Consider the following 20,587-nt stretch of genomic DNA (forward strand, 5'->3'; position numbering starts at 1 on the left):
ACCGCTGAAGATCACTGTTACGCCTATCTTGCGTCGATACCTGCGGTCAATTTGTAAACGGTAGTGACTGTCTGGCGTGCGCCATCAAACTGCGATGTTGTCGATTAGCCGCACGCCAGCCAGCCACGCGGCTGCAAAAATGCGTGCGCCGGGTTTGGTCTGATTTAAGAGCTGCAAATCCTCTCCGCCACGTAGTTCGAGATAGTCGATGTCGCTGAAGCCAGCATGCAGTATGCGGGCCTTAGCGTCAGGGGTTAGAGCGCCCATGGTTGCTCCACTCAGTAACGCATCACGCATTTCCTCCATGACCTCGGCAAGCACCGGCGCCTTGATCCGTGATCGGTCGGACAGCAGCAGGTTGCGTGACGACATGGCCAGCCCGTCCTCTTCGCGGATCGTGGGGCAGCCGATGACCTCGATGGGGATATCAAGATCAGCGGCAAGGCGGCGCACCACCTGCAATTGCTGATAATCCTTCTCGCCAAAGAAGGCGAAATCGGCCGAGGTCTGCAGAAACAGCTTCGGCACAACCGTCGCCACCCCGTCGAAATGACCGGGCCGGGTCGCACCGCATAGCATATCGGTCAACCCTGCCACCGTGACCGTCGTCGCGAACCCGTCAGGATAAATCTGATCGGGACCGGGGACATAGATGAGGTCCACACCGATGCTTTCCAGCTTGCGCGCGTCGTCTTCCTCGGTCCTTGGATAGTTCTCAAGATCGTCGGGGTTGTTGAACTGTTTGGGGTTCACAAAGATCGTCACGATCACCCGGTCACAACGCGCCCTCGCCGCCCGCGCGAGCGACAGATGCCCCTGATGCAGCGCGCCCATCGTGGGGACCACGCCAATCGTCTCGTAGGCCCTGCGCCAAAGCGCCGTCCGCGCCCGCAGCCCGGCCAGGGTCTGTTCGATGGGCGCTATCACTTCGGCGCCTCATCGCCAAAGACATGCTCTGCCGCCGGGAATGTCCGCGCGCGCACCTCTGCCGCGTAGGCCGCAATGGCCGCCGCCCCATCGTCGCCCAGATGCGCGTAGCGTTTGACGAACTTTGCCTTGAAAGCCGTGAACAATCCCAGCATGTCATCAACAACCAATATCTGCCCGTCGCATTTCGCGCTGGCCCCAATGCCAATCGTGGGGATCGGCGCCCGCGCGGTGATCTCGTCAGCCAAACTCTCCGGCATCTTCTCCAACACGATGGCAAAAGCACCGGCGGCTGAGACCGCCTCCGCATCGGCCAAGGCGGCATCCCGCGCATCCCCGCGCCCTTGCACCTTGTAGCCCCCCAGCGTGTTGATCGATTGCGGCGTGAGCCCGATATGCGCCATCACTGGAATGCCGCGCGCAACAAGAAATGCGATGGTCTCAGCCATAACCACCCCGCCTTCCAGCTTGACCGCCCCGGCACCCGTCTCCGCCATCAGACGCGCGGCATTGCGAAACGCCTGCTCGCGGCTTTCCTCATACGACCCAAACGGCATGTCGATGACCATCATGGCGCTGGACAACCCCCGCGCTACCGCCTGCCCGTGCAGGACCATCATTTCCATCGTCACGCCAAGCGTGGATGGCAGGCCATGCAACACCATCCCGACAGAGTCACCCACCAGCACAAAGTCGCAATGTGCGTCCATCATCTGCGCCATCGGCGTCGTATAAGCGGTCAAGCTCACCAGCGGCGTGCCCCCCTTTGCTGCGCGGATATCATCGGGCAGCGGTGCGCGTTTCTTGGCAGTGGCGCTCATTTCGCATCCTCCAGCTTTCGGGCGCAGATATCAGGCAACAAAACCACAGGCTAGCAGGAACAGATGAAACGTTGCGTTGGCGCAAGGCCAAGGTGACCAGTCAGCGCATCGCCTCTTTGACGGCGCGCCGATATGTGCGGCCAACAGGTACAATCCGACCATCCTGCAACACGACTGCGGGTGCCCCGTTTCGATACCGGTACGCCGCGACCGCATCCTTCGCCACCCACCATGACCGATGCAGGCGGATGCCATAATCCCCCAAACCCTCTGACGCCTCCTGCAAAGTCGTCCGCAACAGCGTTTCTCCGCGATCCGTCTCAGCCCGCACATAGTGATCCTCTGCCTGCAGCAGGATCAGGTTGGTACCAAGATGATCAGGCAATTGCGCAAGCCAAACGGGCTTGGCCGGTGGTGCATGATGCGATGATACATGGCGTGGGGTTGCCGCGTAGTCTGACGCAAAGGCCGCGAGGAGGGTGATCACCATGACATAAGGCAGCAACCGGCCAGTTTCAGACCAAAACGCCGTTTCAAAAACGATCCCGTGGAACGCAGACAACCACAAGGTCACCAGAACACCAGCGGCAAAAGCGCCAATCACAAGGCTCATACCCCCGCCGATCCCGCGGATTTCGGCAAAACTCGTGACAGCGTACGAAGTCAGATAGCCAAGCCAGAAGGTCGTCATCACAGCAAACAGCCAATAAGCCATACGGCGCAGCAGAGGCAGGTCGTCAAACGTACCAAACGGACCGGTCAGGCCGATAACGCAACCGAGCGACAATAACGTCCACCAAAAGCGCTGATCATGTGCCAGAACCCGTGCCTCGGCAATTGTATGTGCCAACACGGTCATTGGCGACCTTTCCCATGTCGTTCACGTCAATCCCGTTTTCATGGTCTTTCCCGAAAGCTAACAGACCGACCAAACCGCGATCAAGGAGACCGATTTGCCCGTTCATTACCTCTACCTCATCGCCTCTGTCATTGCAGAGGCTATTGGCTACGCCGCTTTGAATGCCAGTGAGCAGTTCACAAGGCTCTGGCCATCACTGCTTGTTGTCGCTGGACTGGGCGGGTCATTCTACTTCCTGACCCTTGCGCTTGAACACATGCCGCTGGGGATCACTTACGCACTCGCCTCTGGTCTGGGGATCATTGTGGTCAGCCTTGCGGGTGTCATTGTTTTTGGCCAGCAACTCGACCTTGCCGCGATTGTCGGCCTGACGTTGATTATCGCGGGGATCGTCGTGATCAATGCACTGTCGGATTTTGCTGTTCACTAGCGGCCAACGCCATCTGTTAAGAAATCGTAAACACTTGATTTGCCCTGCGCTTCCATCAACAGTGATGACAGCTATTAGGGGGATATCATGACGGAATCTGCACGTACCAGCCTCGCCGCCGCATTCGCGCTTTACGCCACGACCGCACTTGCACAAGACAGCATCACCGTCGCGATCCAACTCGAACCGCCGAACCTTGACCCTACGGGCGGCGCGGCGCAGGCGATTGATAGCGTGCTTTACGCCAATGTGTTTGAAGGGTTGACCCGCTTTGATGCAGACGGGTCAATCAGCCGAGGTCTCGCCCAAAGCTGGGAGATTTCCGAGGACGGGACGGTTTATACATTCAACCTCGCGGCCGGGGTGACGTTTCACGATGGCACCACGATGGATGCGGAAGATGTGAAATTCAGCCTCGATCGCGCCCGGGCCGAGGACAGCACGAACGCGCAAAAGGGGCTTTTTGCCGGGATTACGGATGTGACCGTAGTTGAGCCGCTTGTGGTGCAGGTCACGCTGGATCAGCCCAACGGCAACTTCCTTTTCAACATGGCCTGGGGCGACGCGGTGATCGTCGCGGAAGAGAGCATTGCCGATATCGCCTCCAACCCCATCGGCACCGGTCCGTTTACCTTCACCGACTGGGTGCAGGGCGACAGGATCGAGCTGACGCGCAACAATGATTACTGGGGTCCAGCCCCCGCGCTGGAAAGTGCCACGTTCCGGTTCATCAGCGATCCGACCGCCGCTTTTGCGGCCGTGATGGCCGAGGATGTGGACGCCTTTGTCGGCTTCCCCGCCCCTGAAAACTTGCCTCAGTTCGAGGCCGATCCGCGCTTTCAGGTCCTCGTTGGCAACACTGAGGGTGAGACGATCCTGTCCACCAACAACATGATGCCGCCCTTTGATAACGTGTTGGTCCGGCAGGCCGTCGCCCATGCCATCGACCGACAGGCGATCATCGACGGTGCCATGTTTGGGCTTGGCACACCCATCGGCACCCATTTCGCGCCGCATCACCCCGATTATGTCGACTTGCTCGCCAATTCGCCCCATGACCCGGACCGGGCACGTGAACTGCTCGCCGAGGCCGGGCTCGCCGATGGCTTCACCACAACGCTGAAACTGCCCCCGCCATCCTACGCCCGTCGCGGTGGTGAGATCATCGCGGCGCAGCTTCGCGAAGTGGGGATCGAGACTGAGATCACGAACCTCGAATGGGCGCAGTGGATTGAAGAAGTCTTTACCAACAAGGATTTCGGCCTTTCCATCGTCAGCCATACCGAGCCCATGGATATCGGCATCTATGCGAACCCGGACTACTACTTCCAGTACGACAACCCGGAATTCCAAGGCTTGATGGAGGAGCTGAACGCAACAACTGATCCGGCGGGTCGCAGCGAACTTCTGGCCAAGGCGCAGACGATCATCTCAGAGGATTATGTCAACGGCTTCCTGTTCGAATTGGCGGTGGCGACGGTCGCCAAGGCCGGGCTGCAGGGGCTCTGGGTCAACCAACCCACGGCGGCGGTTGATCTGACGGGGGTCTCTTGGGCCGAATAGAGCCGCTGCCCGGCGATGCGCCGGGCGGCTTCTGCCCTCAAGATGTTCAAGTCGGTCATTCATGCTGATCCGCGCTGAAGCCCCAGAAGACCATCGGGCCATTCATGACCTCACGCAGGCGGCCTTCGCGCCAAAGCCCTTCGCGGACGGTTTCGAAGGGCCGCTGATCGATATGCTGCGCGATGCTGGCGATCTAGCTCTTTCGCTCGTCGCCGATGAAGACGAGATCATCGGCCATGTAGCGTTTTCGCCCGCCCAGATCACTGATGCGGAGGGAGCTTGGTATGCGCTCGGGCCCATCTCGGTTCGCGCCGACAGGCAGCGGCAGGGTATCGGACGTAAGCTGGTGGAAGCCGGTCTTACGATCCTGGCCGAACGTGGCGCGGCAGGGTGCGTCCTGACCGGGAACCCAAGCATTTACGAGCGCCTCGGCTTTGTCAGTGATGGCAATCTGCATCACGACGGGACCGAGGACCGTTACGTCCTCTGGCGGCGCCTGCATGGTGCAGCGCCTAGGGGCTTCGTCACCTTCGCACCCGCCTTCGACCCCGCCAATCATGTTTATGTCGCGCCGGACGTCGCGGACGTTCTGGCCCTGCATCCAGATGTGAAATCCCCAACATTCCGCAAACTGACCATCCGCGAGCAACTGGACCGGCAGGCAAAGACACTGCTCAAGGCGCATCAGAACCGCGATGCGCGTGCACGCATGCACATCCAATCCTGGTGGCCCAAGGCGCAAGGGCAGACGCTTGCGCAGATATTTGATGGCGCATTCACACCGTCCGACGCTCACACAACGATGGCCCGAGAATATGGCTATGCCGCATGGGACGATGTTCCAGACGCGGCCGCCAACCCGACGTTCGAAATGGCGCTTGACGCGTTGCTGGACGGCAATTTGGTTGCACTGCTCCGTTTGATGCAAGACGCGCCGAACCTGATCCGACAACGTTCCTCATACGGCCACCGGGCGACGCTCCTGCACTATCTCGGCAGCAACGGCGTTGAATCGCATCGGCAGGTTGTGCCTATCAATGCCGCCTATATGGCCCAGCGGCTGATCGCAGCGGGTGCCGACCCGAAAGCGACGATGCAAGTCTATGGTGGGCCGCAAACGCCGCTTGCTTTGGCATCCACCAGCGCCCATCCCATCGCGGCGGGCATTGCCGACGCGCTCAACACGGCGCTGCGCCCATGATCCGCTATGCGCTAGGGCGCCTGACATCGCTGATCATCAGCCTTTTTGTCGCCTCCATCGTCATTTTCGGGGTGATTGAGGTCATCCCCGGCGACCCGGCAGCCTTCATGCTCGGGGTCAATGCGCGGCCCGATACAATTGCCGCTTTGCGGGCGGAGATGGGCCTCGATCAGCCGCTGATCACACGATATCTGAGTTGGGTCACGGGTCTGCTGCAGGGTGATTTCGGGCAATCCTGGACCTACAAAACACCCGTATCCGAACTGATCGCCGACCGCATCTGGGTCTCCCTGCCACTGGCCATCTACGCGCTGATCCTGTCCACCCTCATCGCCTTCCCGGCGGGCATCTATGCCGCCAGCCGTCGGGGTGGCGCGGGCGACATCACGATCATGGGGGCCACGCAATTGGGCGTTGCGATCCCGAATTTCTGGTTCGCGATGATCCTCGTGCTGATCTTCGCGATCAACCTGCGCTGGTTCTCTGCAGGCGGGTTTCCGGGATGGGGGGACCCGTTCCAAGCCGTCAAAGCCCTGACGCTCCCCGCCATCGCCCTCGCCCTGCCGCAGGCAGCGATCCTTGCGCGTGTCATGCGCTCCTCACTCCTCGACATGCTGGGGGAGGATTTCATCCGCACCGCCCGCGCGAAGGGCCTTTCGGCCCGCCAAGCGCTTTGGAGGCACGCCGTCCGCAACGCGCTGATCCCGGTGCTGACGATCATCGGCCTGCAATTCTCATTCCTGCTCGCAGGCGGGATCATCATCGAACAGGTCTTCTTCCTCCCAGGCCTCGGGCGATTAATCTTCCAATCCATCAGCGCGCGCGACCTCATCGTCGTGGAAAGCGTGGTGATGCTGTTGGTCTTCACCGTGATCGTCGTCAACTTCCTTGTCGATCTGGCCTATGCCGCCGTCGACCCGCGCCTAAGGACCAAGGCATGAACCGCAACCTGATCATCGGCGCGGTGATGAGCGTGTTCTTCGTGGGGCTGGCGGCATTATCCTTTCTCTGGACACCTTACGATATCGAAACGCTGGATATCCCGAACCGCTTGCTGACGCCGTCTTGGGAAAACCTGCTCGGCACCGATCAGTTCGGGCGCGATATCCTGTCGATGATCATGATGGGCGCGCGGACCTCGATTGCCGTCGCGCTGGTCGCCGTGGGTATCGGCATGGGGCTCGGCGTCCCGTTGGGACTTCTCGCCGCAGCCCGCAAGGGATCGCTGCTGGATGAAGTGATCATGCGTGGCAATGACCTTGTCTTTGCCTTCCCGTCGCTGGTGATTGCCATTCTGATCACAGCCGTGTTCGGCGCCTCCGCCGTCAATGCGATCATCGCCATCGGCATCTTCAACATCCCCGTCTTCGCCCGGCTCGCGCGCGGCGCAGCCCTGCCCTTGTGGGAGCGGGATTTCATCCTCGCCGCCCGTGTCTGCGGCAAGTCGGCGACCCGCATCTCGGTCGAACATATCCTGCCCAACATCACCAATCTGATGATTGTGCAGGGGACAATCCAGTTCTCTCTCGGCATTCTGGCCGAGGCGGCTTTGTCCTATATTGGCCTTGGCGCGCAGCCCCCCACCGCCAGTTGGGGGCGTATGCTGGCCGACGCGCAGACGCTGGTCAGCATCGCGCCACATACCGCGCTCGTGCCCGGTTTTGCGATCCTGCTGATGGTGCTTGGGCTCAACCTTTTGGGCGACGGCCTGCGCGACTGGCTCGACCCACGGATCAGGGTGGCGCGGGTATGAGCATCCTCGACATCCGCAACCTGTCGCTGCGCATCGGCACGACCGATATCCTGCACGATGTGAACCTTGCCGTGCAGCATGGAGAGATTGTCGCGATCACCGGGGAAAGCGGCTCTGGCAAGTCGATGACCGCGCTGTCGGTCATGGGGCTCTTGCCACGCGGGGCCAAACCGCAAGGCCAAATCATCCTCGGCGGCACCGACATTCTGCAAACATCCGAACCCGATCTTTGCCAGATGCGCGGCAATACGATGGGCATGGTGTTTCAGGAGCCGATGACCGCGCTCAACCCGGTGCAGACGATTGGCGATCAGGTGGCCGAGACGATCCTTATCCATGAAAAGACGTCCAAAGCCGCAGCCCATGCCCACGCTGCCCAGATGCTCGAACGTGTCGGGCTGAAGGTGGCCCCCACCCGCTATCCGCACGAGCTTTCGGGCGGCCAGCGCCAGCGTGTTGTCATCGCCATGGCCATCGCGCTGCGCCCGAAACTGCTGATCGCGGATGAGCCCACAACCGCGCTCGATGTCACCACGCAGGCGCGCATCCTGATCCTGCTGCAGGACCTCGTCTGCGACTTCGAAATGGGCCTATTGTTGATCACCCATGACCTCGCCGTTGTCGCAGATGTCGCCGATCAGATCGTCGTCATGCAAAAGGGGCGCGTGGTAGAGGCCGGGCCGACACCGAAATTATTGGCTGGGATGCAGCACCCGTACACCAAGGCACTGTTCGAGGCCTCAACCCATCAGGTGGACCTGCCCGGCAAGACAGATGTACGTACAGGTTCTGTACAGCTTCTGTACGCAAAGCATATCCTCCGAGACTACCCTTTGCCGCGGCGGACACTCTTCGGCCCGCGCCCTATGTTCCGCGCGATCAACGACATCAATTTTCATATTGATCATGGCGAGCGGGTTGGTCTTGTCGGCGAGAGCGGCTGCGGAAAATCCACGCTGACCCGCGCCATTCTGGGGCTGGAAGATGTGCAGGGCGGAGAGATTCGGCTGGATGGCGAGCCGGTCTTTACCGACCACCCCAACCTCGCCGTGCGGCGCAAGATGCAGGTGGTTTTTCAGGACCCCTACGGCAGTTTCAACCCACGCCACCGGGTGGATCGGCTGATCACAGAACCGTTTCATCTGTTGGAAAAACCGCCCAAAGGCAAGGCCCGAGAAGCGGCGATTTCCAAGGCTTTACAGGATGTTGGCCTAGCAGCGGATGACGCAGGCAAATACATCCACGAGTTCTCCGGCGGCCAGCGCCAACGCCTCGCCATCGCCCGCGCGCTGATCATCGCACCCGAACTGATCATCTTTGATGAAGCCGTTTCGGCCCTCGATGTCTCGGTCCGTGCGCAGGTGCTCGACCTGATTGCCGATCTCTGCCGCAAACGCGCGCTGGCCTATCTCTTTATCAGCCATGATCTTTCCGTCGTGCGCTCAGTCACGGATCGGGTAATGGTAATGCAGGCGGGTCGGATCGTGGAACAGGGCGAGACCGAGACCGTCTTCACCGACCCGCAGCACCCCTACACACAAACCCTGATCGCCGCCGCGCCCCAATTGCCGGAGTTGCCCCATGCCATTGAAACCGTTTGATATTCCGCAGGCGCACCACCTGATCGGGGGCGTTTGGATTAGTGGTAAGGCCACGATCCAAGTTGCGGACCCGTCTGTTGGCGCGCCTCTGACCACTATCGCGCGGGGCGATGCAGCGGATATCGATGCCGCCGTCATTGCTGCGCAGGCGGCGCGCGATGGGGAGTGGGGCCGCATGACCGCGTTGGAGCGGGGGCGCATTCTGACGCGGATCGGGCAGATGGTGTTGGAGCGGACTGAAACGCTGGCCGAAATAGAGGCGCAAGATGTTGGCAAGCCGCTGAAACAGGCGCGCGCGGATGCTGTTGCGCTGGCCCGCTACATGGAGTTCTACGGTGGTGCAGCGGATAAAATCCACGGCGAAACAATCCCTTATCTGGATGGCTATACCGTCTACACCCTGCGCGAACCGCATGGGGTGGCGGGCCACATCATCCCGTGGAATTACCCGATGCAGATCATCGGGCGGTCCGTGGGCGCGGCACTCGCCATGGGCAATGCCTGCGTGCTGAAACCGGCGGAGGATGCCTGCCTGACCGCGCTCGCCTTTGCGCAAATCGCGATGGCGGCGGGGCTGCCCGCAGGTGCGCTCAACGTTGTCACCGGCCTTGGTTCCGAGGCTGGGGCCGCATTGGCCGCTCATCCGGGTTTGCAACATGTGTCATTCACGGGGTCGGTCCGCACCGGTGAGGTGATCCAGGCCGCCGCCGCGAGAAACGTGGTCCCCGTCACGCTGGAACTTGGCGGGAAGTCCCCACAAATCGTCTTTGATGACGCTGATCTCGACCGCGCGCTGCCCTTCCTGATCAATGCGGGCATCCAGAATGCCGGACAGACCTGTTCGGCCTCCAGCCGCATTCTGGTGCAGCGCGGCGTCTATGAGGACGTGCTGGGCCGGATGGCAGCGGCCTATCGCGACATCAGGGTGGGGCCAGCCATGGACGATCTGGATATCGGCCCGTTGATCTCGGCCAAGCAGAAGGAGATCGTGACCGGATTTCTTGAGAAAGGGGCCGATCTGACCGTCGCCGCGCAGGGGGAGGTCGTGACCGACGCCGCAGGCCACTACGTCCCGCCCACCCTCTTTGCCGATGTCCCGCCGGATCATGTCCTTGCGCAGGACGAGATCTTTGGCCCGGTTCAAGTGATCATTCCCTTCGAAGACGAAGCGGAGGCGCTGCGCATTGCCAATGGCACCGATTATGGGCTTGTGGCAGCCATCTGGACCCGGGACGGCGGACGGCAGATGCGGCTAGCAAAGGGGCTGAAATCCGGGCAGGTCTTTATCAACAATTATGGCGCAGGCGGCGGGGTTGAGCTGCCTTTCGGCGGGGTCCGCAAATCGGGGCATGGGCGCGAAAAGGGGTTTGAGGCGCTTTATGGCTTCTCTACGCTGAAAACTATCGCGGCTTGGCATGGGTGAGGGGATGAGACTGGAAGGCAAAAAGGCGATCGTCACCGGCGCCGGGTCGGGTTTTGGTGCGGGCATTGCCCGGCGGTTTGCGGCCGTCGGCGCACAGGTTTACGTAGCCGATATCGACGGCGCGGCGGCACAGACCATCGCGGATGAGATTGGCGCTGTGGCCATCACCTGTGATGTAGCTGATGGCGCATCGGTCTCAGCGATGGCGGCAGAGGTGCTGAAGCGCGGTCCACTCGACATCTTGGTGAACAATGCCGGTGTGACGCATCTGCCCAGCGCGCTAGAGGATGTGAATGAGGCCGATTTCGACCGGGTCTATAATGTGAACATGAAGTCGGTCTATCTGACCGCACGCGCCTTTGTCCCGCATTTCAAAGGGCGGGAAACAGGCGCCATCCTGAACATCGCCTCAACCGCCGCGGTTTCGCCCCGGCCGCGGCTGAACTGGTACAATGCCTCGAAAGGCTGGATGATCACCGCGACGAAAGCGATGGCAATCGAACTCGCGCCCCATGGCGTTCGGGTTAACGCTCTGAACCCGGTGGCAGGGGAAACGCCGCTCCTGAAGTCATTCATGGGCGAGGACACGCCAGAGATACGGGCAAAGTTTCTGGCGACAATCCCCCTGGGCCGGTTTTCAACGCCGGAGGATATGGCGAACGCCGCCTGCTTTCTCTGTTCGGATGAGGCGAGCATGATCACAGGGGTGGCGATGGAGGTGGATGGTGGCCGTTGTATCTAAAGGACCGCGCAACCTGATCACGGATGTCGCAGGGCTGAAGGTAGGCAACGCGCAGGATGATCGGCTGAAATCGGGCAGCACTGTGCTGACCGCAGACAAACCGTTCAAGGCTAGCGTGCATGTGATGGGCGGCGCGCCGGGCACGCGTGAGACCGATCTGCTGGCGCCAGACAAGACCGTCACAGCTATCGACGCGCTGGTCCTGTCAGGAGGGTCGGCCTTTGGTTTGGATGCGTGTTCCGGCGTTATGGACGGGCTGCGCGCGCAAGGGCGCGGCTATGCAGTGGGCGCGATGCGTATCCCGATTGTGCCGGGGGCCATCCTGTTTGACTTGATCAACGGGGGCGACAAAGATTGGGACGAGAACCCCTACAGGGCGCTGGGGCGCGCTGCGTTGGATGCGGCGGCTGAGGACTTCGCGCTCGGCTCGGTCGGTGCAGGCACAGGTGCAATGGCCGCGATGCAGAAGGGTGGCCTCGGATCAGCTTCAATGGTGCTCGCAAACGGCACAACGGTTGGCGCATTGGTTGCCGTGAACTCTTTAGGCAGCGTGACGACACCGGGCGACAGGCATTTCTGGGCCGCCGCGTTTGAGATGGACGGTGAATTCGGCGGGCTTGGCCCTGACCCCGCATCCGGGTTGGTGGCACCCGAACCCAGCCGCAAGGAAAAAGCGATGATGCTGCACGCAACCGCGCAGGCGAACACGACAATTGCGATTGTCGCGACCGATGCCCCGCTTAGCAAAACACAATGCCACAGGCTCGCCGTGACAGCGCATGACGGGCTCGCCCGTGCCATTGTGCCGACGCATACGCCGCTTGACGGTGATCTTGTGTTCGGCGTCTCAACCGGCTCAGGCAGTTCGGTCGATCATCACGTTTTCGGCGAAATCTGCGCTGCTTCCGCGATCTGCCTCAGTCGCGCAGTATGCCGCGGAATCTATGAAGCAACACACGCAGAGGGTGACATCATTGAGACTTATCGCGCCACCAACCAGTGGGCATAGAGCGTCGCTAGAGCCCTGTCGACAAAACCAAAAACCGAACAAGACTAGTGCAAACTAGCGACCTCAAAAAGGGAGCGCATGCATCAAAAGCACTTAGCCTCCCAGAATAGATGTCACGGCCTGGTTCACAGCGGCTTTGGTCCTTTCAAGATCGGCTGACGTAATTGCGAGGGACGAGTAAAGTTTAGCAGGTGACTTGAGGATACCATGGTCACGCATCGTTTCATTGTATCTGACGTTCTGTTCAGGCCTATCGTGCTTTGCAGAACGGAAGTCGCGGCACTTGTTGGCGGTGAAATAGATATCGAACAGCGTCTCGTCGCCGCAAATCTGGTGCGGAATACCGGCGTTGGTGAGCGCGTCGCTTTGAATATCCTGCAAAGAACGGCCGATTTTGCGTAGTCGTTCGTAGGTTCCTTCACAGCGGAGTATCTCCATTGTTTTAAGACCGGCAACTGCTGCAACCGGATTGCCGGACAGCGTTCCCAATTGCATCAGCCAATTGCCTGCACCGGCCAACTTCTTGTCGAAATGCTGCATGATTTCGGCGCTTGCGCCGACAGCGGCTAATGGAAATCCACCGCCGATGATCTTGCCCAATGTGCAGATGTCGGGTGTCACACCATATCGTTCCTGCGCGCCGCCATAGGCCAGCCGAAAACCGGTGACAATTTCGTCGAAAACTAGCAAGACATAGTGCTTGTCGCACAATTCACGCAGCCCCTGCAGATAGCCGGGAATAGCAGGGATGATCCGTTGAAGTGGTTCGACGATGATCGCGGCAATGTCGTGATGCTCGCCCAGCAAAGCCTCGACAGCGGCGAGATCGTTGAAAGGAGCAATCAGCATCTGATCGGCAACTGCACGCGGAATCCCTGCGCTGTCGGGTACGGCCAGCGGGAAGTTGACTTGTCTTTCGGGCGCGAGGCTCATCTGCGCCTCGGCGCTCATGCCGTGATAACCCCCTTCGAATTTGATGATCTTGTCACGGCCGGTATAGGCGCGGGCGAGGCGGATTGCATACATGTCAGCCTCGCCACCCGAGGTGACAAAGCGAACCTGTTCACAACAGGGCACGGCATCGACAATCGCCTCGGCAAGCTCAATACCTTTCGTGTTGTTGGCAAAGAATGTCATGCCCTTTGGCAATTGTTCCAGCACGGCCTCCATCACTTCGGGGTGGCCGTGACCCAACAGCATTGGACCGGACCCGATCAGATAGTCGATGTATTCATTGCCGTCTTCGTCCCAAACGCGCGATCCCTTCCCGTGAGAGATGATTATGCCGGGGTCAAAGTTGCCGAAGCCGCCTGCCGGTAATACCTCTTGCGCGCGCGCGATCCATTCGGCTTGTGAAGTCAGTTTTTGCATCAAGAAAGCTCCAGAATTGGATCGCCCAGAACATCTGGGTCGGGTGTGACTCCGAGGCCCGGACCGTCAGGTGGTGCGATGCGGCCATTGCCGCGTGTGGGGCAATCGGGGGCAATTCGCGGCCAGACATAGCCAGACAGATCGCAGGTGTTCAGAAGCGCACCATGCGGGGTGGAGGCCGCGAAATGCAGACTTGCCGCGGTCACGATGTCCGACCCCCAGGTGCATTCCGCGCAGATCAGGGCCCCCAGGTGCACCGTCAGATCGCGGGCGCGGCGCATGGCCGACAGGCCACCGAACTTAGAGAGTTTCAGGGCCACCGCATCCAAAACGCCGAGTTCCGCTGCACGCAACAAAGTCGTCATATCGTGGACGCTTTCGTCAAGCTTCATGGGCAGGCCCGTCGCTTGCCGCACGGCGGCACAATCCTCCAGCGTCTTGCAGGGCTGTTCGAGCATGATGTCGAGATGTGCGACCGCACGGCCTGTACGGGTGGCATGCAGCTTGCTGGCGCCACAGTTCCAGTCGCCATAAACAAGTGGGCCGGGGCCAATGGCTTCGCGTACCTTGATCAGACGCTCGGCATCAGCCTCCCAGTTGTCATCAGCGCCAAGTTTCGCTTGAAATTGCCGGATACCCGTTGCGTAGGCTTCTGTCGCAATGCGCGCCATTTCATCGGGCGCGATGCAGGTGATGGAGTGATAAAGCGGCATGTCAGCACGGGTGCGCCCACCGAGCAAGGCGTAAAGCGGCAGTTGCGTCGCCCGACCGAACAGGTCCCAAAGCGCCATATCCACAATGGATTTCGCATGGTCGTGACCTTGCAAAAAGCCGTCGAGCTTACGCATCGGCGCATCCACACCCAATGGAGAGATCTCCAAAATGGCGGGGGCCATCTCGGTGATCGCGCTCGGGACACCATCTGCGAAAGCGGGCAGGTAATGCGGGATCGGACACACCTCACCCCAGCCTTTCAAACCGGTATCGGTTTCGAGACACAGAATGTGGGATTTCACCGTGTCGCAAGTCTTCCCATCGGCCATGTAATAGGTTTCATGGCTCGTCAGATCGACTGACCACAGGGTGATGCGCCGGACCTTCACGCGTAGACCGCGATGGGGTCACCCAACGCGTCCTCATACGGGTGCACGCCAAGACCTGCTGTCTCCGGCAGGTGCAAATGGCCATCGACATTGCGCGGCCCGCGCCCACCAGCGATCTCGGTAGTGATCATGTCCTGACAGGCCCAAACCGCTTGACAATGGTCATCTGGAATTGTCGCGGCAAGGTGCAGCGCTTCGGTATCCGCCAGAACCGAGCCGCCCGTTGCCATAACAAACATGTCGATGCCATGAGCCAAGGCAACGTCTCGGATACGTGCGGCCTTGGTCAGGCCGCCGACGCGGTTGAGCTTGATGCCAAAGACCTCGGCAATGCCATCACGGGCAATGCGGGTGGCGTCTTGCAGGGTCACAAGCGTCTCATCGATGGAGATTGCGGCGCTGTGCTTCCCGGAAACGGCCGCAATATCGTGGAGCGTTTCGCAAGGCTGCTCGAACATCACATGCAGATCTGCGGTGGCCGACATCGCCTGCAAGGCCTGCGCCCGGCTCCAGCCACGATTGACGTCATAAAGGATAATTTCACCGTCGCGCCGGAACGCCTCGACATCGCGGATACGTGCAATGTCGCGGGTGACATCGCCACCTATCTTGACGGAATGGGCAATATAGCCGCGTTCGCGGTAACGAGCGATAACGGCTCGGGTTTCTTCGACCGTTTTGGCCCCGACCGACGACGCGATAGGCCGGGCTGTGCGGGACCCGCCGCCCATGAGGTCGGCAATGGGCAACCCCGCCGCATGGCCCGCAATATCCCAGCAGGCCATGTCGATGGGGGCCTTGGCATAAAGATGACCGGGCAGTGCCAAATCCATCGCGCGTTCGACATCGAGAAAGCGTCGTGGATCAAGGCCCAGAATGAACGGTGCCATCGTCTTAATACCCGCACGGATACCAGGCCCGTGTGCAGCGACATAAGTATGGCCCCAGGGCGTCCCCTCACCCCAACCAACAAAGTCAGTATCGGTTTCGAGTTTGACGAATGTCGCGTCCAGAACCTCAAACTTGAGGCGGCCGCCCGAAAGCCAATATGGATGCGCAAGCGGCAGGTCGACCTGGTAGACCGAGATGCGGGTCACCTTCATGCACAATACTCCGCGACTGGCGCACCAAGGCTCTCAAAATCAGGACGCACGCCGAGGCCGGGAGTATCGGTTGCGTAGAGCTTGCCGTCTTTCGATACAGGGCCGCCAATCCCAGTTGAGCGTGTGTTGTAGTTCATCAGGTCGGTCGTATTCTGCAGGTATTCCTCGGGCGTCGATGCAGCAAAATGTGCGACAACTGACGAAGTGATTTCCCCGCCCCACGTATCTTCACAAACCACAGGGATGCGGTTTTCCACCAGAAAGTCGCGAACCCGCCGCGCCTTGCTGAGCCCGCCAAGGTTCGAAACCTTCAAGCAGCAGATTTCGGCACCACGGTCCTGCACGATCCTTTGCGCCGCGCCGAGGCCAGTGATGCATTCGTCGAGCTTCATCGGCTGCTCAGCCACCCGCCGCACTTGCTGGCATTCTTCATAGGTCCGACATGGCTGTTCAAGGATGTAGTCAAGGTCTTTGGTGGCAATGGCCACACGCACCGCATTGTCGACCCGCCAGCCCTGATTGGCATCCGCCATTGCAGTCTCACCCGGTTCCAGCAGGCCGACACCTGCCCGGACGCGGTCGATATCAGTGGCCCAGTCACCGCCGATCTTGATCTGAAACTGGCGATAGCCGTCACTGCGGTAGCGTTGCATCTCGGCCAATGTCTCATCCGTCGCTTTCTGAGGTGCGACGCGGTACATTGGCGCCCCATCGGTGAGCTTGCCGCCGAGCAGCATCCAGACCGGCTGCTCCGTCGCCTGCCCAAGAATATCCCAACATGCGGCATCGAAAGGCGCTTTGGCATAGCCGTGACCCTGAACGGTCTGATCCACGATCCGTTCGATGCGCCCAACTTGGCGCGGGTCTTCGCCAATCAGTTTGGGCGCCACGAGCTCGGCCAACGCCGCGACCCCAGCGGAATGGGCAACCATGTAGTTCTCACCACAAGGTGTGAATTCACCGCAGCCCTGCAGACCGGCATCGGTGTCAATGACAACCACGCTCGCCACTGCGGTTTCGATCACATTGCCCGCACCCCAGCCATACGCGCCGCCGATGTAAGGAAGGTTGGTCCTGTAAAGGCGGATGCGGTTAATCTTCACGGGACAACCACGATGTTGCCCGTATGCTCTTTGGCGATGAAGGCGGTCTGCGCCTCACGCAAGTCTTTTAGCGCATAAGTCGCGGCCAGGGCTGGTTTGATCTCACCCTCTTCGATGTAACGAACCAGATTTGGCATGACTTCGGGTGTAATGACGGTGGAGCCGGTGAATGTCAGGTCCCGCAGGTAGAGCGTGCGCAAATCAAGCGTCACCATCGGCCCGGCAATCGCACCAGAACATGTGTAGCGACCACCGCGCTCAAGCACGTCCAATAGCTTTGGCCAGTCGGGGCCGCCGACCACATCGGCAACCACGGTGATTTTGGATTGGCCGAGCGCCTTACGCAGATCAGCTGGCGCACGTGGCAGCAGTTTGTCGGGGCCAAGTCTGGCGACGTCGTCATGCTTCGCTTCTGACGCCATGGCAATCACCTGCGCACCGCGGCGCTTGGCGAGTTGCACCAGCGCGCCACCAACGCCGCCAGATGCGCCGGGTACGAGAATGGTGTCGTGTTCGGTGACGTTGGCACGGGTCAGCATACCCTCTGCGGTTGAGTAAGAGCATGAGAATGTCGCCAATTCCGCATCACTCAGATCAGAGCGGATGGCCAGCGCATTGCGCGCCGGTATGGTGGTGTATTCTGCAAAACCACCGTCGCTTTCCGATCCGAAATAGCCGGTCTTGTTGATATCTTCCAGGTCGCCAGGGTCGCGCAGCCACGCGTCGGTGATCACACGCTCTCCGACGCGGGCTGGGTCGACATCTGCGCCGACCGCGACAATCCGACCGCAGACATCCGCGCCCTGAATGCGCGGAAAGGCAATGGGCGCACCGCCCCATGCGGGGTCATCTTCGTCGATTTCCACATGGCCGACGCCTGTCGTCGCCTCGGTGACGGCTTTTGAGTACCAGCCGGTGCGCGTGTTCACATCCGTATTGTTCAGCCCGCAAGCCCCGACCTTGATCAGGACTTCACCGGGTGCTGGATCAGGCCGTGGCCAATCTTCATGCAGTACAATCTGGTCAAGATCGCCATGGCCCATCGTGACCATGGCTGTCATCGTTGCTGGCAGGGTCATTCGGCGGCCTCCACAATGGTATCGGTACGCGGCAACAGGCTTTGCGGGTCATAGGCGGGGGCACCAAGGACCTTTGCAGGCCGTGGTTGGCCATGGATGATGACCTCAAGATCAGTGCCGGGCTGTGCAGCGTCGGGGTCGAGATAGGCGAAGGCGAGGATTCTGCCGACGGTCGGGCCGAAGGCGACAGAGGCGGTGGAACCGACCACCTTGCCCTCAAGCAGCACGGCCTCGCCACCATGGCCGTCGGCCTTGCCGTCTGGTGCGATCTCAAGATAGGCGCACACCCATCGCAGGTTTGCATTGAAGGTGTGATCGCTGCCAAGGAACGCTTTGTCTTTCCGGGCGAATTGCAGGACATCGGCTTCGGCCAGCGTCACTTCGTTGGTGAGTTCACCCGCACCTTTGAACCCCTTTTCCATCCGCATCGCATTCATCGCGAAGGAGCCATAATCGGCGATCCCATGCGTTTCACCAGCGGCCCAAAGAGCCTCATAGACGGCGCGGCAAGCGGTGTTGGGCATGTGCAACTCCCACCCCAACTCACCCGCATAGGACATGCGGAGCGCCCAAAGTCTGTGACCGGCGACGGTGATCTGTTGCGCGCCGAGCCACCGGAACCCCGCATTCGAAAGATCCGCATCGGTGCAAGCCGCCAGCACGTCACGCGCCCTAGGCCCGTTGATCGCAAGCGCAGACCAGTCCTCGGACAAGGCGGTGATCGTCGCATCTTCGCCATCGCGATGCTGCGTGAGATGATCGATCAGCCGTTGTTCGAAAAAGGCCGCGCAGACAAGGTAGAAACGGTCCCCCGCCATCCTCAGGATCGTTGTTTCAAGCTCGATCCGGCCGCGCCGGTTCAGCATATGGGTCAGCGTGATTGATCCGTCCTTTTGCGGCATGCGGTTCGCGGTCAGCCGGTCGAGCAACGCATAGGCGCCGGGGCCTTCGACCATCACCTTGGTAAATGCGGTGACATCCATGATGCCGACACGCTCGCGCACCGCCTTCACCTCTTGCGCGACCATGTCGTCGACTGGAGTGCGGCTGAACGCGTAATGATCGCGCTGCGCGATTCCGTTGGCGAAGAAGCGAGGGCGTTCGAAACCGTACACTTCTTCATGCACGGCCCCTTTGGATTTCAGGAGGTCATGCAAAGGCGAAGGTTTGATAGGCCGCCCGGCGAGGCGATTGAAATGCGGAAAGGGGATTTCGTGGCGCAGGCAATAGTCTTCCTCAGCCTTCACCACCTGCCAATCTTTCGTGGCATAGCCTCCGAAGCGGCGCGGATCGTAGTCACGCATCGAAATGTCGGCTGCCCCATGGACCATCCAGCGCGCCAATTCCCGCGTCAGCCCAGGACCCCAGCCGATGCCGATCTGGGTGCCGCAACAGCACCAGTAGTTCCGCACGCCGGGGGCCGGACCGATCAGCGGGTTACCATCAGGCGGGTGGCTGATGGCGCCGTGCACTTCGCGCTGAATGCCAAGATCGGCAAAGATCGGCATCCGGTTCAGGCTTTCCTCAAGATAAGGCATCACCCGGTCGTAATCCGCGTCAAAGAGCCAGTTTTCATAGTCCCACGGGCAATGATCGTGCCAGACGGAGTTCGGGTTTTCCTTCTCGTAAATCCCGATCAGTCCGCGTTTTTGTTCCATCCGGATATAGCCAGAGACCTTCTTGTCGTCGCGGATGACGGGCAGTTCGGTGTCAAGTGCGGCAAATTCGGGCACAGGTTCGGTGACGAAGTAATGGTGGGTCATTGAGGTCATGGGCAATTGCAGCCCTGACCATTCGCCCATCTGCCGCGCATAGGTGCCGCCCGCATTGACCACGTGTTCGCAGTTGATCGTGCCTCTCTCGGTCTCGACAATCCACGCGCCGTCTTTACCCAGCGTGATGTTCGTCGCACGACAATTGCGGATGATCCTCACACCCTTTTGGCGCGCACCGGCGGCCATTGCCATGGTCACGTTGGTGGGGTCCACATGGCCGTCATCGGGCGTGTGCAAGGCACCCAGAACACCATCGAGATTGTAAAACGGGTGCAACTCGGCGACCCGTTCCGGGCCGACAAGGTTAATGTTGAACCCGAGGGAACGCCCGACAGACAGGGTGTGGCGCAGCCAATCCATCTCATCCTCGGTATAGGCCAGACGGAAAGACCCGCAGCCATGCCATGTCACCGGCTGGCCCGTCTCGGCCTCAAGTGCACCGGAGTAAAGGCCGATATTGTAGTCCACACATTTGCCAAGGCTGAAGCTGGAGGTGGAATGGGTGATCTGACCCGCCGCATGCCAGGTGCTGCCCGATGTCAGCTCTGCCTTTTCCAGCAGTACCGTGTCCGGACCCCAACCCTCGTGCCCCAGATGATAGGCAAGGCCGACCCCCATGATCCCGCCGCCGACGATGACAACACGGGCCTGACTTGGAAATTCATTCGCCACGGCTTTTTCCCAATACGAGTCGGTTTTTCCTCTCGACAGGCTAATCAAACAA

At 60.4% G+C, this 20,587-nt stretch carries 18 protein-coding genes; 9 read left to right on the forward strand and 9 right to left on the reverse strand.

The window, feature by feature from the left end:
• Nucleotides 1–84 precede the first annotated feature (84 nt).
• From panC to SLH49_RS14775, 3 genes are all read right to left on the reverse strand, one after another.
• Entirely contained in the window at nt 85–927 is an 843-nt protein-coding gene (gene panC, locus SLH49_RS14765; protein ID WP_320269927.1) for a pantoate--beta-alanine ligase, read from the reverse strand.
• The gene (gene panB / locus SLH49_RS14770; RefSeq protein ID WP_320269928.1) at nt 924–1,748 is read right to left on the reverse strand and encodes a 3-methyl-2-oxobutanoate hydroxymethyltransferase; all 825 of its coding nucleotides are present in this window, start codon (nt 1,746–1,748) and stop codon (nt 924–926) included. The genes panC and panB overlap by 4 nt, the downstream gene beginning before the upstream one ends.
• Nucleotides 1,749–1,848: 100 nt before the next feature.
• Nucleotides 1,849–2,607 (reverse strand): LytTR family DNA-binding domain-containing protein, encoded by a 759-nt coding sequence (locus tag SLH49_RS14775; RefSeq protein ID WP_320269929.1) that lies wholly within the window; start codon nt 2,605–2,607, stop codon nt 1,849–1,851.
• A gap of 94 nt (nt 2,608–2,701) precedes the next feature.
• On the opposite strand from SLH49_RS14775, the gene SLH49_RS14780 reads away from it, so the two are divergent.
• The 9 genes from SLH49_RS14780 (at nt 2,702) to SLH49_RS14820 (ending at nt 12,329) form a co-directional block, all read left to right on the forward strand.
• Nucleotides 2,702–3,037 (forward strand): multidrug efflux SMR transporter, encoded by a 336-nt coding sequence (locus SLH49_RS14780; protein WP_320269930.1) that lies wholly within the window; start codon nt 2,702–2,704, stop codon nt 3,035–3,037.
• Nucleotides 3,038–3,124: 87 nt separating this feature from the next.
• A complete protein-coding gene (locus tag SLH49_RS14785; RefSeq protein ID WP_320269931.1) occupies nt 3,125–4,600 on the forward strand; it encodes an ABC transporter substrate-binding protein in 1,476 nt (491 codons plus the stop codon).
• A gap of 61 nt (nt 4,601–4,661) precedes the next feature.
• Nucleotides 4,662–5,801 carry an N-acetyltransferase gene (locus SLH49_RS14790; RefSeq protein ID WP_320269932.1) on the forward strand — a complete coding sequence of 380 codons (1,140 nt, stop codon included), beginning with the start codon at nt 4,662–4,664 and terminating at the stop codon, nt 5,799–5,801.
• Nucleotides 5,798–6,742 (forward strand): ABC transporter permease, encoded by a 945-nt coding sequence (locus SLH49_RS14795; RefSeq protein ID WP_320269933.1) that lies wholly within the window; start codon nt 5,798–5,800, stop codon nt 6,740–6,742. Before SLH49_RS14790 ends, SLH49_RS14795 begins: the two co-directional genes overlap by 4 nt.
• Nucleotides 6,739–7,554 (forward strand): ABC transporter permease, encoded by an 816-nt coding sequence (locus SLH49_RS14800; RefSeq protein ID WP_320269934.1) that lies wholly within the window; start codon nt 6,739–6,741, stop codon nt 7,552–7,554. The genes SLH49_RS14795 and SLH49_RS14800 overlap by 4 nt, the downstream gene beginning before the upstream one ends.
• Nucleotides 7,551–9,155, forward strand: coding sequence for a dipeptide ABC transporter ATP-binding protein (locus tag SLH49_RS14805; protein ID WP_320269935.1), 1,605 nt, complete (start codon nt 7,551–7,553; stop codon nt 9,153–9,155). Before SLH49_RS14800 ends, SLH49_RS14805 begins: the two co-directional genes overlap by 4 nt.
• A complete protein-coding gene (locus SLH49_RS14810; RefSeq protein ID WP_320269936.1) occupies nt 9,136–10,578 on the forward strand; it encodes an aldehyde dehydrogenase family protein in 1,443 nt (480 codons plus the stop codon). The genes SLH49_RS14805 and SLH49_RS14810 overlap by 20 nt, the downstream gene beginning before the upstream one ends.
• 4 nt (nt 10,579–10,582) lie before the next feature.
• Nucleotides 10,583–11,320 carry an SDR family oxidoreductase gene (locus SLH49_RS14815; RefSeq protein ID WP_320269937.1) on the forward strand — a complete coding sequence of 246 codons (738 nt, stop codon included), beginning with the start codon at nt 10,583–10,585 and terminating at the stop codon, nt 11,318–11,320.
• Nucleotides 11,301–12,329 (forward strand): P1 family peptidase, encoded by a 1,029-nt coding sequence (locus SLH49_RS14820; protein ID WP_320269938.1) that lies wholly within the window; start codon nt 11,301–11,303, stop codon nt 12,327–12,329. Before SLH49_RS14815 ends, SLH49_RS14820 begins: the two co-directional genes overlap by 20 nt.
• A gap of 93 nt (nt 12,330–12,422) precedes the next feature.
• Here SLH49_RS14820 and SLH49_RS14825 read toward each other — a convergent pair whose 3' ends face one another.
• From SLH49_RS14825 to SLH49_RS14850, 6 genes are read right to left on the reverse strand one after another with little or no spacing between them, the layout of a single operon-like run.
• Nucleotides 12,423–13,700, reverse strand: coding sequence for an aspartate aminotransferase family protein (locus SLH49_RS14825; RefSeq protein ID WP_320269939.1), 1,278 nt, complete (start codon nt 13,698–13,700; stop codon nt 12,423–12,425).
• Complete coding sequence (locus SLH49_RS14830) at nt 13,700–14,803, reverse strand: mandelate racemase/muconate lactonizing enzyme family protein (RefSeq protein ID WP_320269940.1); 1,104 nt, start codon at nt 14,801–14,803, stop codon at nt 13,700–13,702. The genes SLH49_RS14825 and SLH49_RS14830 overlap by 1 nt, the downstream gene beginning before the upstream one ends.
• Entirely contained in the window at nt 14,800–15,906 is a 1,107-nt protein-coding gene (locus SLH49_RS14835) for a mandelate racemase/muconate lactonizing enzyme family protein (RefSeq protein WP_320269941.1), read from the reverse strand. Before SLH49_RS14835 ends, SLH49_RS14830 begins: the two co-directional genes overlap by 4 nt.
• Nucleotides 15,903–17,009, reverse strand: coding sequence for a mandelate racemase/muconate lactonizing enzyme family protein (locus SLH49_RS14840; protein ID WP_320269942.1), 1,107 nt, complete (start codon nt 17,007–17,009; stop codon nt 15,903–15,905). Before SLH49_RS14840 ends, SLH49_RS14835 begins: the two co-directional genes overlap by 4 nt.
• On the reverse strand, nt 17,006–18,088 hold the full coding sequence (locus tag SLH49_RS14845; RefSeq protein WP_320269943.1) for an alcohol dehydrogenase family protein: 1,083 nt from the start codon (nt 18,086–18,088) through the stop codon (nt 17,006–17,008). The genes SLH49_RS14840 and SLH49_RS14845 overlap by 4 nt, the downstream gene beginning before the upstream one ends.
• Nucleotides 18,085–20,535 (reverse strand): FAD-dependent oxidoreductase, encoded by a 2,451-nt coding sequence (locus tag SLH49_RS14850; protein ID WP_320269944.1) that lies wholly within the window; start codon nt 20,533–20,535, stop codon nt 18,085–18,087. Before SLH49_RS14850 ends, SLH49_RS14845 begins: the two co-directional genes overlap by 4 nt.
• Nucleotides 20,536–20,587: the final 52 nt, after the last annotated feature.

The organism is Cognatiyoonia sp. IB215446, from assembly GCF_033963825.1.
Classification (GTDB): Bacteria; Pseudomonadota; Alphaproteobacteria; order Rhodobacterales; family Rhodobacteraceae; genus Yoonia.

Coding starts and splice junctions, on each gene's coding strand:
- SLH49_RS14845 (WP_320269943.1), bottom strand. CDS start 18,088: ATGACCCTGCCAGCAACGATGACAGCCATGGTCACGATGGGCCATGGC.
- SLH49_RS14810 (WP_320269936.1), top strand. CDS start 9,136: ATGCCATTGAAACCGTTTGATATTCCGCAGGCGCACCACCTGATCGGG.
- SLH49_RS14790 (WP_320269932.1), top strand. CDS start 4,662: ATGCTGATCCGCGCTGAAGCCCCAGAAGACCATCGGGCCATTCATGAC.
- SLH49_RS14820 (WP_320269938.1), top strand. CDS start 11,301: ATGGTGGCCGTTGTATCTAAAGGACCGCGCAACCTGATCACGGATGTC.
- SLH49_RS14835 (WP_320269941.1), bottom strand. CDS start 15,906: ATGAAGGTGACCCGCATCTCGGTCTACCAGGTCGACCTGCCGCTTGCG.
- SLH49_RS14800 (WP_320269934.1), top strand. CDS start 6,739: ATGAACCGCAACCTGATCATCGGCGCGGTGATGAGCGTGTTCTTCGTG.
- SLH49_RS14775 (WP_320269929.1), bottom strand. CDS start 2,607: ATGACCGTGTTGGCACATACAATTGCCGAGGCACGGGTTCTGGCACAT.
- SLH49_RS14825 (WP_320269939.1), bottom strand. CDS start 13,700: ATGCAAAAACTGACTTCACAAGCCGAATGGATCGCGCGCGCGCAAGAG.
- SLH49_RS14815 (WP_320269937.1), top strand. CDS start 10,583: ATGAGACTGGAAGGCAAAAAGGCGATCGTCACCGGCGCCGGGTCGGGT.
- SLH49_RS14805 (WP_320269935.1), top strand. CDS start 7,551: ATGAGCATCCTCGACATCCGCAACCTGTCGCTGCGCATCGGCACGACC.
- panB (WP_320269928.1), bottom strand. CDS start 1,748: ATGAGCGCCACTGCCAAGAAACGCGCACCGCTGCCCGATGATATCCGC.
- SLH49_RS14785 (WP_320269931.1), top strand. CDS start 3,125: ATGACGGAATCTGCACGTACCAGCCTCGCCGCCGCATTCGCGCTTTAC.
- SLH49_RS14795 (WP_320269933.1), top strand. CDS start 5,798: ATGATCCGCTATGCGCTAGGGCGCCTGACATCGCTGATCATCAGCCTT.